Genomic DNA, 14,028 nt, shown 5'->3' with positions numbered 1-14,028 from the left:
CGGTCGAGCGGCAGCCAGTGGCCTTCACGAGCGGCTGAAGTGATCAACAGAGAAGGGGGTTGGTGATGGTGACGTAGACGGACTGGGTGTCGACCGGTCCGACGAGTTCGTCCATGCCGTGCAAGCGCGTCAGCAGGTTGGCCTTGCAGCGCAGGACCGGCGAGTCGAGCAACCGGGCGGGCAGCGAGGAACGCAACCGGTCCGGGCCGGAGGCCGCGCGCTGGAGGAAACGGCGAAAGGCAGCGAGCAGCAGCCGCTCATCGGCGAGTCGCTGGGAGCCGAACGCGCCGATGAGTCCGAGCACATTGTTGATCGCCAGGTAATAGGCGAGACGCTCGTCCGCGATGTCGTCGGTCACGAACGTGTCGCTCCGCTCACCGATGCCGGGCAGCCGGGCTTCGAGGTGCGCGCGCCGGGACTCGCGGTAGTAGTAGCCCTGGTTGTCCCGGTAGCGGCCGCCCGTGGGCCAGCCGGCGGAGTCCAGCAGAAGCAGGGTGTTCTGCTGGTGAGCCTCCAGGGCGACGCCCGCCTCACCGTCGAGCCAGAGGACCGGTCGCACCACATGCTCGAGGTAGCGGAGCAGCCACTCGGCGGCGACGGCTCCTCGGGGACGGCCCGTCCGGCGGGCGAGGTTCGTGACGACCTGACCCAGGCGGGACTGCATGAGCGGCGCAGCCGCCAGGATCCGCCGTCCTCCTGCTCCCGCCTCCGGCGGTACCGGTGACACCGGCACCGGCGAAGACGCGGCAGGTGAGCATGGCCGCAGGGAGACGAGGCCGGCGACGCAGGAGACGTCGTCGGAGGGACTGAACGGGTTGTGGCGGATCACGACGTCGAGCCCGGGCTGCGGGGTGCCGTCCGGGGCGTCGACCGCCAGCCATGCGGGGTCGCGCACGATGTCGAAGTCCGGGTGGACGGCCTGCCACTGCCGGGCGAGGCCGGCGCGGAGCAGCCGGTGGACTTCTACGCCGCGGTGAAGTTCCTTGCGCAGGTTCTCACGGCGGGAGTTGGTGATGCGCAGGCCGAGCGACAGCTTGAGCATCGCCGGCGCGCCCGAGCGGTAGACCGTGCGAACGGAGGAGGTGGGGTGCCAAGGCGCTCCGTGGGTGCCCAAGTCACGCAGCAGTCCGCTGCTCAGCAAGGCGGCGATGCCGGGCCGGTGACGGACGGCGCGGGCCTGCCAGGGGTGGAGGGGCAGCAGGGCGTACCCATCGGGCGGCGCGAGGCCGGGCCCGGCCAGGCGCGCGGCGAGTGTGGTCGCGGCGACAGGACGGCCGCGTTCTGTCCAGGAGGTGTCGGTTGCGAGGAGGGAGGGAGCGACAGCCATCCAGTGCAGTGAGAAGGAGCCACGCAATTCCGGTGAGCAGAGCCGGCTTTCGGCTTCGGGGAGTTCTTCGCGGCTCTTCGGAGCGGGGTGCAGAGGATGCCCGAGAAGGAGTGCCTGCTCCGCGGAGAGGAAGAGGTCGGGGCCGTCGGCCGGGTGCTGCCGGCGTTCGCGAACGAAGACGGCGATGCGACGGGCCGAGTCGGCGACAGTCGCGACGAACTCGACACTGTCAGGGGCAGGTGCGTCACCCGCGGGGTTCGAAGTTCCCCGAGAGCCTGAGGCTGGGCGGCCGGCATGACCGTCGATGTCTGGGCCGGTCTCCGCGTTCGGTCTGCGGTCGGGACGGAGGCCCGAGCCAGGACCCAGGTCGCCCCCGCGGGCTCGGCCGAGTTCACCCGCCGAGGACTCGTGGCCGAGGTCACCCACCGAGGACTCGTGGCCGAGTTCGCCCGCCGAGGACTCCCGGGCGAGAAGCGCGGCGATCGTGACGGCGTCGGCCGGTGGCGCATGGTCGGGGGCGTCAGCGAGGCACGGCGGACCGAAGCGGTGCCAGCCTGTCGGGGACCAGTAGCGGACAGGAGCGAGAAGAGACGTGCCGCTCGACGGGAGGGGGATGCGCAGGATGTCGTCGACAGGGGCCGGCTGATCGGTCTCGCGCGCCCAGCATCGGAGGAGGTTCTCGACGGCGGCGGCCTCGGCGACGGTGCGCGGGTCCGGCGCGTCCAGCGGGTCGGTGCCCGGGCTGTGGCCCGTCGCCCCTCTGGCCGATCGCCTCGCCGACCCCTGGCGAGGAACCACGGGAGAGGTCGGCACAGCCGACGTCCGCCAGCTTCCGGGGTGGGTGACGTCCTGGTCCGGCGTCGTGGGACGACCGTCGGGCTCAGGCTCAGGAATGGCGTTCAAGGCAGATACCTCGTGAGGGGGTGCAGGGCATGCGGCGGATCGGGCCGAGCGGAAGCAGGAGTGGAGCTACTGGGAGACGGCCGTGCCGGGTCGGTCAGCGGCGATCCGTAAGCCCGGGCAGCACGGAACCGCGGACAAGGTGTGCGGAGACGCGGCGGGGAAGCGGGTGCGCGCAGACGCGGCGGGAGGAGCGCCCTCTGCCCGACGTGTCACGCCCGGGCGCATCATCGACGGACCCGGCGTCCGTGCTGCTGCCCTACCGGCCCGTGGGACTGGGCCACCGCCTCGATCGCACCGGCGAGGCGGTCCAGCACGGCGGCCGCCTGTTCGTCGGTGATCGTCAGAGGCGGGGCCAGCCGTACTCCCCTCCCGTGCCGGCCGCCGGGGCCGACGATGAGGCCGCGTGTCAGGCACTCACGCTGGAGCGCGACCACGAGCTCGGAGTTGCGCCGAGCCGTCCGCCCGTCCACGCCGTTGTGTCCCTGTGCCTCGACGTCCGTGGATGCCTCCCTCAGCTCCCCCACGCCCTCGGCATCCACCAACTCCACACCGATCAGCAGCCCTTTCCCCCGCACTCGACGCACGATCGGGAACTCCTCCGCCAGCGCGCGGAGTTGGTCGAGCATGCGGGTGCCCAAGTGCGCGGCCCGCTCGGCCAGGCCGTTCCGGCGAATGTGGGCCAGAGTCGCCGTGCCGGCGGCCATGGCGAGTTGGTTGCCGCGGAAGGGAGCGGTGCCGGCCACCGGATGGTCGCCGTCGAGGTCCTCGCGGTGGACGACCACGGCGAGGGGCAGGCTGCCGCCGATGTCAGGAGGCAGGACCATCACGTCAGGGGTCACGCCGCTGTGGTCGACCGCCCACAAGGCGCCGGTCCGCCCGAGGCCGGTCTGCGTCTCGTCGACGACGAGGGCGACGGAGCGGTCGGAAGTGAGCCGGCGCATACGCCGCAGCCAGGCGTCCGGCGCGGGAAATACCCCGCCCTCTCCCTGGACGGGCTCGACGATCACCCCTGCGGGCAGACCGGATGCAGAGCCCGGACCGTCGAGCACGGACGCGACCCAGTCGGCGGCGAGGTCGGGTCCGCGCTCACCGTGGAGGCCGTGAGGGCAGTGGTGGCCGGGTGCATCGGCAAGGGAGACGGCTCGCCTGTGCGCCACGCAGGGGTCCAGCGACCGGGAGGCCGCGCGGCGGTGGGCGTCGGTGAACGTCAGGAGACCGGGCCGTCCGGTCGCGGCCCGCGCCCATCGGCAGGCGGTCTCCAGTGCGTCATCGGCGGACGGGTCGCAGAACCGCACACGTGCCCGATGTGCGAGCCCTGGCGGCAGGGTGCGGTGGAGTTCCGCGAGGAAGGCGTCCATGACGGGAGTCGCGAGGTCGGGGGTGTTCAGGGGGACGCCGGAGTCGAGGACCCTGCGGATGGCCTCCAGGACGACCGGGTGGTTGTGCCCGAGCGCGAGCGCCCCGGCGCCGGAGGTGCAGTCCAGGTAGCGCCGGCCGTCCGCCCCCTCGATGGTCAGCCCTCGCGCCCGCACCGGCACCAGGGGCAGGGCGCGGGCGTAGGTGCGGGCGGCGGCGTCGCGGGCGGACTGGCGGCGCCGGACCCCCTCCGCAGGGTGAGCACCTCCCGGGCTTGCCGCGCCAGACACCCCGCCGGGTGTCGGCGCCACCTGCGCACGCCCCACGGCGGCCTCCTCGGACGCATGACCCCCACGAGTGGATTCCGGCACGGCTCTACTGACCTCCCACGGCGCACGGGCACGAGGGATCGCAGACGGACAGCAGGACCCCCACCGCTACCAACCCCCGACAGCGTTCGGGGTTACGGGTTGCTTCAAGATCCTCTCCGTGACGGAACTGTTGCGGTTCCGTCGGACCTCCCCCACAGGCACCGCATAGTGTGTGATGCCGTCCCGGACGCCGTGAGGCCGGCCCGAACTCCCCGCGAGTGGGCCGGAGATCATGCCCTGGGCGACGGTTCGTCCTAGTTCGTTCACCTCAGGGGGAGTCAGATCATGCGATCCATACGGCAGTCGTCCAGCACCGGCCGAGGGGGGAGGGCGCGCCGCAGGAACTCCCCCGTCCTGGCCGCCGTGGCTCTGGCCTCGGCCCTCGCGCTGACCGCCACCGCCTGTGACTCGGGCGACGCCAAGGCCGGCGGTGAGGCCTCGGCCTCCGCGACGGCTTCCGACGACGGCAAGTTCAAGCTGCCGGACGACATCCGGGACCGGCTGCGCGAGCACGGGATCGACATCGACAAGTGGAAAGACGGCGCCTGGAAGAACTGGGACCGGGACGACTGGCTGCGCGAGGCCAACGAGTACATCAACCCGATCATCGAGGGCCTGTGGAACCCGGACCGCATGCGGGACGCCGACGAGCCCGAGCAGGGCGTCGGCGAGAGCGATGTCACCGGTGACCAGGGAGTCACGGACCCGACGCCCAAGCCGATCAGGGCAGAGGGGGTCTCGTCGTCGTACCACGCCAACGAGCCCACCGCGGGGAAGGTGTTCTTCGACTCCCCCGAGGGCTCGGCGGTCTGCTCGGCGACGGTGGTGCAGGACCCGGCTCACCCGGGCAAGTCCAACCTGGTGTGGACGGCGGGGCACTGTGTGCACGCGGGCAAGAAGGGCGGCTGGTACCGCAACATCGCGTTCGTGCCCTCGTACAACGACGCAGGCAAGCCGGTCGAGGAGCTGGAGAACGCGACCCGCGAGGAAGTGGCCCCGTACGGCGTCTGGTGGGGTGACTGGGCGCAGACCTCGGACCAGTGGATCGAGCGGGGCGGTTCGACCGGAGGGGACGGCGCTCCGTACGACTTCGCGGTGATCCATGTGACACCGGAGAAGGGCAGCGGCGGCAAGTCGCTGGAGGAGACGGTGGGTTCGGCACTGCCGGTCGACTTCAAGGCGCCCGCCGTGCCCGACGTCCAGAGCGTCACGGCGATCGGTTACCCGGCCGCGCCGCCGTACGACGGGCAGAAGCTGTACCGCTGCCAGGACCGTCCCGGACGGCTGTCCCTCACCGAGTCGGACCCGACGATGTACCGCATCGGCTGCACCATGACCGGTGGTTCGTCGGGCGGCGGCTGGGTCGCGACGCGCTCGGACGGCAAGCCGGCGCTGGTGTCCAACACGTCGATCGGGCCGGTGACGTCGGGTTGGCTCGCCGGGCCGCGCCTGGGCGACGTCGCCAAGGGCGTGTACGACTCGGTGAGCAAGAAGTTCGCGGGTCAGTGAGACATGTGAGACTCGGCTGATCGCACAGGGGATCACCGGGCGAGCCGGCACTGCTGCGTCTCGCCCGGTGGTGCGCCCGGACGTCGGCGCGTCCGTGAGCGCCGGCGCCGGCAACCGGGCTCACCCGCCCCGGCTCCTCGAACGAACCGCATACACGAGCACCACACGCACCATCACCTACACCTCAGCACCAGCACCAGCACCAGCACCAGCACCAGCGCGCAGCATCTGCAACAACAACGGGGGTCAGCATGCGTTCCATATCCACGTCCGCGCTCAGGCACAAGCGGCGCTCCGTCCTGGCCGCGACCGGTCTCGTCACCGCGCTGGCGTTCACCGTCACCGCCTGCGGCGGTTCGGCGGACTCGGCGAGCGGCAAGCCCGGCGCCACGAGCTCGCGGACGGCCGGCGACGGCGGTGGCGAGGTCGGCATCCCGGCCGACCTCGCCGGCAGGCTCAAGGAGCACGGGATCGACGTCGACCGCTGGAAGGACGGCGGCTGGAAGGACTGGGACAAGGACAAGTGGCTCAGTGACGCCAAGGACTTCGTCAACCCGGTGATCGAGGGCCTGTGGAAGCCGGAGCGCATGCAGTCGGCGGAAGAGGCCAACAAGACGATCACGACCAAGGACGATGTCGCCGGCCAGGGCGTCAGTGACCCGGATCCGGCGCCGGTGCGGGCCCAGGCCGAGAAGACGCCGTACCACCGCAACGCGGCGCCCGTCGGAAAGGTCTTCTTCGACTCCCCCGACGGCCCCGCGGTCTGCTCGGGCACCGTCATCAAGGACGTCAACCACCCGGGCAAGTCGAACCTGGTGTGGACGGCGGGGCACTGCGTGCACGCCGGTGGCAACGGCGGCTGGTACCGCAACCTCGTGTTCGTCCCCGCCTACAACGACCTCGACAAGTCCGAGGCGGAGCTGCGCGACGCGGATCCGGCGGAGATCGCGCCCTACGGCAACTGGTGGGCGGACTGGGCCTCGACCTCGAACCAGTGGATCCAGGGCGGTTCGGAGACCGGCGGTGACGGTGCCGCCCACGACTACGCCGTGCTGCACGTGAAGCCCGAGCGCGGCACGAAGTCCCTGGAGGAGACGGTCGGCGCCGCGCTGGACGTGGACTTCTCCGCCCCGTCCGCCGCCGAAGCGGCCAAGATCGGCGCCTGGGGTTACCCGGCTGCGCCGCCGTACAACGGGCTGCAGATGTTCCGGTGCGTCGACGCCCCGGGCCGGTTCTCCCTGTCCCCGGCCCTGCCGACGATGTACCGCATCGGCTGCACCATGACGGGCGGCTCATCCGGCGGTGGCTGGTTCCGCGTGCTGAACGGCAAGTCCGTGCTGGTCTCCAACACCTCGATCGGCCCGGCCGACAACACCTGGCTGGCCGGCCCGCAGCTGGGCCGCGACGCCGAGGCGCTCTACCAGAACATGAGCAGGACGTACGGCGGTCGCTGATCCGGGACCGCGGCCTGGGCGGGCGGACGCCCGTCCCGTACGACGCAGGCCCGCCCCCGAGTGACCTCGGGGGCGGGCCTGCGCGATGACCGGGAAGGTCAGGCGAGCGGCGCCGGGACGTACGGCGCGAGTTCCGCCGCCAGTTCCTCGTGCACCCGCAGCTTGAGCAGGGTGCCCTCCGCGGTGTGCTCCTCGGAGAGGACCTCGCCCTCGTCGTGCGCACGGGCGACCAGCTTGCCGTGCGTGTACGGCACGAGCGCCTCGATCTCGACCGACGGACGCGGCAGCTCGCTGTCGATCAGTGCGAGCAGTTCGTCCATGCCCTGGCCGGTGCGGGCCGAGACGGCGATGGACCGCTTCTCGACGCGCAGCAGCCGCTGCAGGGTCAGCGGGTCGGCCGCGTCGGCCTTGTTGATCACGACGATCTCGGGCACGCCGGTGGCGCCGACGTCCCTGATCACCTCGCGCACGGCGGCCAGCTGCTCCTCCGGCGTCGGGTGCGAACCGTCGACCACGTGGAGGATCAGGTCGGACTCGCCGACCTCCTCCATCGTGGAGCGGAACGCCTCGACCAGGTGGTGGGGCAGGTGGCGGACGAAGCCGACCGTGTCGGCCAGCGTGTACAGCCGTCCGCTCGGGGTCTCGGCCCGGCGCACGGTCGGGTCGAGGGTCGCGAACAGGGCGTTCTCGACGAGCACGCCCGCGCCCGTGAGGCGGTTGAGCAGCGAGGACTTGCCCGCGTTGGTGTAGCCGGCGATGGCGACCGAGGGCACCTTGTTGCGCTTGCGCTCCTGGCGCTTGATCTCGCGGCCGGTCTTCATCTCCGCGATCTCACGGCGCATCTTCGCCATCTTCTCGCGGATCCGCCGCCGGTCCGTCTCGATCTTGGTCTCACCGGGACCACGGGTGGCGAGGCCGCCGCCCTTGCCGCCGCCCATCTGCCGGGACAGCGACTGACCCCAGCCTCGCAGCCTCGGCAGCATGTACTGCATCTGCGCGAGCGCGACCTGCGCCTTGCCCTCCCGGGACTTGGCGTGCTGGGCGAAGATGTCCAGGATCAGGGCCGTACGGTCGATGACTTTGACCTTGACGACGTCCTCGAGGTGGATGAGCTGGCCCGGGCTGAGCTCACCGTCGCAGATGACGGTGTCCGCGCCCGTCTCGAGGACGATGTCGCGCAGCTCCTCGGCCTTGCCGGAGCCGATGTACGTGGCCGCGTCGGGCTTGTCGCGGCGCTGGACGACACCGTCGAGCACGAGCGCGCCGGCCGTCTCCGCGAGGGCGGCGAGCTCCGCGAGGGAGTTGTCGGCGTCCTGGACGGTTCCCGAGGTCCAGACGCCGACGAGGACGACCCGCTCCAGGCGGAGCTGGCGGTACTCGACCTCGGTGACGTCCTCGAGCTCGGTGGAGAGGCCCACGACGCGGCGCAGGGCCGCGCGCTCGGAGCGGTCGAACTGGTCGCCGTCCCGCTCTCCGTCGATCTCGTGGCTCCAGGCGACGTCCTCTTCCATCAGGGCATCGGCCCGAAGACCCTCGGGGTGGCTGTGCGCGAAGCGCTTGGTGTCCTGGGAAAAGGAAGAAGAGGAGGTCATTGGATCCTTACGTAGGTGGGAAACCGTCTTCTGCGGCGGAGTGCGGTGCGCTCTGCCGTCACTGTCCACAACGCACGGGCGGTCCGGGAGATTCCCGGCGATCCGTGCCGCGCCGACCTGAAGATGGTCGCACGGCACGGGTCGTCTCGTCACCGGGTTATCAGAGGGGTTCGAAGGCCCGCCCTGCGGGTTCCGGGGCCGACGGGCTACCCGTCGGGGTGCTGCTCGCCCGGCTCAGCGGGCTTCACCTCAGTGGCTCCTGCCGAGCGGCGGAAGCCCGGCGATCCGCACCCGACACGGCACGCCCTCCCCCTCGAGCCGACCCGCCCGACCCCGGCTTCGCAACCGACCCCGGCTCGACAACCGCCCCCGGCTTCGCGACCGACTCCGGCTCCACAGCCGACCCGGGCTTCGCGGCCGGCTCCGGCTGCCCGGCCGGCTCCTGCTTCCAGTCCGGGTGCCCCGGCATCGGCGGGGTCTTCTCGCCGTACAGCCAGCCCTGGAAGAAGGCGTCCAGGTCGCGCCCGGAGACCTCGGCGGCGAGCCGGACGAAGTCCTCGGTCGTCGCCGTGTCGTCCTGGTGGCGGCCGACCCACTCGCGCTGCAGCCGCTCGAAGGCCGGGCGGCCGATCTCCTGGCGCAGGGCGTACAGGACGAGGGCCGAGCCGTCGTAGACGACGGGCCGGAAGATGCCGATCTTGCGGCCCGGCTCCGGTGGCGCGGGAAGAGCGGGCGGTCCGCCCGCGGCGCGCCAGCGGTCGGAGGCGCCGTACGCCGCCTTCATCCGGTCCTGCAGCGGCTTGCCGGCCTTCTCCTCGGCGTACAGCGCCTCGTACCAGGTGGCGTGTCCCTCGTTGAGCCACAGGTCGGACCAGGTGCGCGGGCCGACGCTGTTGCCGAACCACTGGTGGGCCAGCTCGTGGACCATGATCGACTCGACGTACCACGGGGGGTAGACGGGCTCGGTGAACAGCTCCCGCTCGAAGAGGGAGAGCGTCTGGGTCTCCAGTTCGAAGCCGGTGGAGGCGTCGGCCATCAGCAGGCCGTACACCTCGAAGGGGTAGCGGCCGACCTTGTCCTCCATCCACGCGATCTGCGCCGGGGTCTTCTCCAGCCAGGACTCCAGTGCCGCCCGGTACTGCGTGGGCACGACGTCCCGGATCGGCAGGCCGTGCGGGCCGGTGCGGTGGAGCACCGTGGAGCGGCCGATGGAGACCTGTGTGAGCTCGGTGGCCATGGGATGGTGCGTGCGGTACGTCCACGTGGTGGAACCGCCCGCCTTGTGGGTGCCGGCGGGCAGGCCGTTGGCGACGGCCGTGTAGCCGTCGGGCGCGGTCACGCGGACGGTGAACATGGCCTTGTCGGAGGGGTGGTCGTTGCACGGGAAGACCAGGTGCGCGGCGTCCGCCTGGTTGGCCATGGCGAGGCCGTCCCCGGTGCGGACCCAGCCGCCCTCGCGTCCGTCGGCGGGCACGGGATCACTGGTGTGCCGCACGGTGATCCGGACCCACTTGCCGTCCGACACGGAGTCCTCGGGCGCGATCACCAGGTCCTCGCCGGCGGTGCGGAACTGCGCGGGGTCGCCGTCCACCTCGACCGACTCGACGGTGCCGTGGGCGAAGTCCAGGTTGATCCGGTCGAGGTCGGCGGTGGTCCAGGCGTCGATGGTGGTCACGGCGCGCAGCGGTTCGCTGTTGCTGCCGGGATAGACGAAGGAGAGGTCGTACGCGGCGACGTCGTAGCCGGGGTTGCCCAGGTAGGGGAAGAGGCGGTCGCCGACGCCGAGCGGTACGGCGGGGGCGCTCGCGGCGACGAGGCAGACAGAGACGGCGGAGGCGAGGAGCGCGGCGGAAGTCCGGCGACGGCGGGTGCGGGCGGCTCGGGGGCGAGCGGGTCCGGGGGCGTGGGGGGTGTGGGGCATGACCCACCGCTACCAGCGTGCGCCGGCGCGCCGAGGGCGGCGCGCGTCCGCCCCACCCGATCCGGGGACCGACCCGTGCGCCGGCTGCCCGCTGCGGACCGACCGGCCGGTAGCCGTGGGACACACCCGGCGGAGCGCCCGGTGCCCGCGGCTTCCGCTACTCGGTCGGACGCCCCCGGCCGGGGACGCCGAGCGATCCGGTCGCCGCCGGACCGATCAACCGCTCTGCGTCTGCGGCTGCGCCCTGCTCACGTCGTAGACCCCGGCCACGTTGCGCATGGCGCGCATCAAGGCGGGCAGGTGGGCCGCGTCGGGGAGCTGGACGGTGTACGTGTGGCGCACCTGCTGCTGGGCCGGCGGCTCGACGGTCGCGGAGACGATCTCGGCGCCTTCGAGCGCCATGGCCTCCGTGAGGTCCGCGAGCAGGTGCGGACGGACGAACGATTCAGCGACCAGCGTGACGCGGCACTCGGCGGTCTCGCCCCAGCGCACGCCCACCTCCGCACGCTCCGCGTCCTTCATGCGCGCCACCGCGGCGCACTCCACGCGGTGCACGGTGACCGCGCCCCCGCGTACGGCGAAGCCGGTGATGTCGTCGGGCGGTACGGGCGTACAGCAGCGGGCGAGGCGGGCGCTCGCCCCGGGCAGCTCGGACAGGACATCCGTACCCGCACCCCGCCCCGCACCCCCGACGGCGTCGGTCGCGCCGGTGTCGCTCGCCCCGGCGGCGGCCTGCCGGGCAGCCGTCCGGTCCTGGGCGGGCTGCGCCTGACCCTCTTGGGTCTCGGCCTGCGCGGGGTGGGCGGCCAGCCACCGCTGGATGGCGATGCGGGCGGCCGGCGTGTGCGCGTGCTCCAGCCACTCCCGGGAGGGCTCGGACGCCGGGTCCTGGCCCATGAGGAGCTGCACGGTGTCGCCGTCCTTCAGGACGGTGCTCAGTGTCGCGAGGCGGCCGTTGACGCGGGCGCCGATGCAGGCGTGCGCGTCCTCCCCGTACTGCGCGTAGGCGGCGTCCACGCAGGTGGCGCCCTCCGGCAGGCCGATCGTGCCGCCGTCGGGGCGGAAGACGGTGATCTCGCGGTCCTGGGCGAGGTCCTCGCGCAGGGTGGACCAGAAGTGGTCGGGGTCGGGGGCGGCCTCCTGCCAGTCGAGGAGCCGGGACAGCCAGCCGGGCCGGGTGGGGTCGACGCGTTCCCCGTCGGCGGGGTCGTCCGGGGCGGGTGCGTACGGGTTGCCGAGGGCGACGACACCGGCCTCGGCGACCTTGTGCATCTGGTGCGTGCGGATGAGGACTTCGACGACCTGGCCGTCCTGCCGGGAGACGGCCGTGTGCAGCGACTGGTACAGGTTGAACTTGGGTACGGCGATGAAGTCCTTGAACTCCGAGACCACCGGCGTCATGCACGTGTGCAGCTCGCCCAGGACGCCGTAGCAGTCGGCGTCCTCGTTCACCAGGACCAGTACGCGGCCGAAGTCCGAGCCGCGCAGCCGGCCGCGTTTGCGGGAGACCCGGTGCACGGACACGAAGTGGCGCGGCCGGATGAGGACGTCGGCCGCGATGTCCGCCTCCCGGAGCACGCCGCGCACCTCGTCGGCGACCTCTGCGAGCGGGTCGTCCGCCCGGTCGGCGTTGCGGACGATCAGTTCCCTGGTGCGCGCGTACTCCTCGGGGTGCAGGATCGCGAAGACCAGGTCCTCCAGTTCGGTCTTGAGGGCCTGCACGCCGAGGCGTTCGGCGAGCGGGATGAGCACGTCACGTGTCACCTTCGCGATGCGCTCCTGCTTCTCGGGGCGCATGACGCCCAGGGTGCGCATGTTGTGCAGCCGGTCGGCGAGTTTGATCGACATGACGCGCACGTCGTTGCCGGTGGCGACGAGCATCTTGCGGAAGGTCTCGGGCTCGGCGGCCGCGCCGTAGTCGACCTTCTCCAGCTTGGTCACGCCGTCGACGAGGTAGCGGACCTCCTCGCCGAACTGGTCGCGGACCTGGTCCAGCGTCACGTCCGTGTCCTCGACGGTGTCGTGCAGCAGCGAGGCGGTCAACGTCGTGGTCTCCGCGCCGAGTTCGGCGAGGATCAGGGTCACCGCGAGGGGGTGCGTGATGTACGGCTCGCCGCTCTTGCGCATCTGGCCGCGGTGGGAGGACTCGGCCAGGACGTACGCGCGGCGCAGCGGGTCGAGGTCCGCGTCGGGGTGGTGGGCGCGGTGCGCCTCGACGACGTGGCTGATCGCGTCGGGCAGCCGGTCGCGGACGGCGGGACCCAGCAGGGCCGCTCTGCCGAGGCGGCGCAGATCGATCCGGGGGCGGGTCCTTCTGCGCGGCGCCGCCGGCGTCAGCGATCCCGAGACCGCGCCCGGCATCGGGCCTGGGGTCACGGAATTCGTGGCCTCCGCACTCATGGGCACCTCCGGCTGCGTCAACCGGCGGACGGGGTGCCCCAGGGCGGACACGGCTCAGGGGGCGGCTTCGGTTCCCCGTCCGGGCCGGTGCTTGATGCTACCGAGCCCACCACGCCCGGCTGGCCACCTCTCGCCGAGCGTGAAACTGATCACCCATTCGAGGGACGAATGCGAGGTTTGCACCCCTGTATGACACGGCCGCGACGGCACGGTTCCCGCCAATTGGCTTGATCTTTACGGCTCGTTCGAGCCCGGGGCGCCCGCGCGGTCTCACGCGCGCGCGGCGGCAGCCTCCAGCCAGTCCGCGTCGATCTCGCCCTCGGCGACGATCACGGCCGGGCCCGTCATCTCGATCTCCCCGTCCGGGCGCTCGGTGATCACCAGGGTGCCGCCGGGCACGTCCACGGTGTAGGTCACCGGGGTGCCGGTGACCGTCGGGTCGGCACCGTCGCGGCGGGCGGTGGCCACGGCGACCGCGCACGCGCCGGTGCCGCAGGAGCGGGTCTCGCCGGAGCCGCGCTCGTGCACGCGCAGGGCGACGTGCCGCGGGCCGCGGTCGGTGACGAACTCGACGTTCACGCCGTCCGGGTAGGCCGAGGCCGGGCTGAAGGGCGGCGGGGAGTGGAGGTCGCCCGCGTGGGCCAGGTCCTCGACGAAGGCGACCGCGTGCGGGTTGCCCATGTTGACGTTGCGCGCGGGCCAGCTGCGGTCGCCGACGCTGACCGTGACGTCGCCCTCGGGGAGCACCGCCTTGCCCATGCCGACGGTGACGTCCCCGTTCTTGGCCAGGTGCACGGTCTTCACGCCTCCGCGCGTGGCGACGGCGAGGTCGCCCTCGGTCACGTGCCCGGCACGCTGGAGGTAGCGGGCGAACACGCGCACGCCGTTGCCGCACATCTCGGCGACCGAGCCGTCGCCGTTGCGGTAGTCCATGAACCACTCGGCTCGGGCCGCCATGGCCTGGGCCTCTGGGTGGGCGGCGGAGCGCACGACGTGCAGGAGCCCGTCGCCGCCGATGCCCGCGCGGCGGTCGCACAGGGCGGCGACGGCGGCCGGGGGGAGGTCGACGGCGTTCTCGGGGTCCGGGACGATCACGAAGTCGTTCTCGGTGCCGTGCCCCTTGAGGAAGGCGATCCGCGTGCTCATGCCCTCGATCGTACGGGCTGCCGGACGGGCACGACGGAGTGGGACCCGG

The 14,028-nt window shown here is 72.2% G+C and carries 8 protein-coding genes; 2 read left to right on the top strand and 6 right to left on the bottom strand.

Annotation, left to right across the window (positions count from 1 at the left end; translation table 11 throughout):
- Positions 1-43 precede the first annotated feature (43 nt).
- A complete protein-coding gene (locus ACFYWG_RS21330) occupies positions 44-2,230 on the bottom strand; it encodes an IucA/IucC family protein (RefSeq protein ID WP_389202853.1) in 2,187 nt (728 codons plus the stop codon).
- A 224-nt stretch (positions 2,231-2,454) separates the two neighbouring features.
- Positions 2,455-3,876 carry an aminotransferase class III-fold pyridoxal phosphate-dependent enzyme gene (locus ACFYWG_RS21325; protein ID WP_389202851.1) on the bottom strand — a complete coding sequence of 474 codons (1,422 nt, stop codon included), beginning with the start codon at positions 3,874-3,876 and terminating at the stop codon, positions 2,455-2,457.
- A gap of 366 nt (positions 3,877-4,242) precedes the next feature.
- Between ACFYWG_RS21325 and ACFYWG_RS21320 the strand changes: the two genes are divergently transcribed.
- Both ACFYWG_RS21320 and ACFYWG_RS21315 read left to right on the top strand, forming a co-directional pair.
- Positions 4,243-5,466 carry a trypsin-like serine peptidase gene (locus tag ACFYWG_RS21320; RefSeq protein WP_383510568.1) on the top strand — a complete coding sequence of 408 codons (1,224 nt, stop codon included), beginning with the start codon at positions 4,243-4,245 and terminating at the stop codon, positions 5,464-5,466.
- 251 nt (positions 5,467-5,717) lie between these two features.
- A complete protein-coding gene (locus ACFYWG_RS21315; protein WP_385417871.1) occupies positions 5,718-6,920 on the top strand; it encodes a trypsin-like serine peptidase in 1,203 nt (400 codons plus the stop codon).
- A 98-nt stretch (positions 6,921-7,018) separates the two neighbouring features.
- Here ACFYWG_RS21315 and hflX read toward each other — a convergent pair whose 3' ends face one another.
- From hflX to dapF, 4 genes are all read right to left on the bottom strand, one after another.
- A complete protein-coding gene (hflX, locus tag ACFYWG_RS21310; protein WP_376327589.1) occupies positions 7,019-8,512 on the bottom strand; it encodes a GTPase HflX in 1,494 nt (497 codons plus the stop codon).
- Positions 8,513-8,756: 244 nt separating this feature from the next.
- Positions 8,757-10,433 (bottom strand): M1 family metallopeptidase, encoded by a 1,677-nt coding sequence (locus tag ACFYWG_RS21305; RefSeq protein WP_389202848.1) that lies wholly within the window; start codon positions 10,431-10,433, stop codon positions 8,757-8,759.
- 216 nt (positions 10,434-10,649) lie between these two features.
- A complete protein-coding gene (locus tag ACFYWG_RS21300; RefSeq protein WP_385417877.1) occupies positions 10,650-12,833 on the bottom strand; it encodes a RelA/SpoT family protein in 2,184 nt (727 codons plus the stop codon).
- Between the two features lie 270 nt (positions 12,834-13,103).
- Complete coding sequence (gene dapF, locus ACFYWG_RS21295; protein ID WP_389202845.1) at positions 13,104-13,979, bottom strand: diaminopimelate epimerase; 876 nt, start codon at positions 13,977-13,979, stop codon at positions 13,104-13,106.
- Positions 13,980-14,028 lie beyond the last annotated feature (49 nt).

It is taken from the genome of Streptomyces sp. NPDC003456 (genome assembly GCF_042878735.1).
Classification (GTDB): Bacteria; Actinomycetota; Actinomycetes; order Streptomycetales; family Streptomycetaceae; genus Streptomyces.
The sequence above is the reverse complement of the archived record's forward strand: the minus strand, read 5'-3'. Positions and strand labels throughout refer to the sequence as shown.

Coding starts and splice junctions, on each gene's coding strand:
- ACFYWG_RS21305 (WP_389202848.1), bottom strand. CDS start 10,433: ATGCCCCACACCCCCCACGCCCCCGGACCCGCTCGCCCCCGAGCCGCC.
- ACFYWG_RS21315 (WP_385417871.1), top strand. CDS start 5,718: ATGCGTTCCATATCCACGTCCGCGCTCAGGCACAAGCGGCGCTCCGTC.
- hflX (WP_376327589.1), bottom strand. CDS start 8,512: ATGACCTCCTCTTCTTCCTTTTCCCAGGACACCAAGCGCTTCGCGCAC.
- ACFYWG_RS21320 (WP_383510568.1), top strand. CDS start 4,243: ATGCGATCCATACGGCAGTCGTCCAGCACCGGCCGAGGGGGGAGGGCG.
- ACFYWG_RS21300 (WP_385417877.1), bottom strand. CDS start 12,833: ATGAGTGCGGAGGCCACGAATTCCGTGACCCCAGGCCCGATGCCGGGC.
- dapF (WP_389202845.1), bottom strand. CDS start 13,979: ATGAGCACGCGGATCGCCTTCCTCAAGGGGCACGGCACCGAGAACGAC.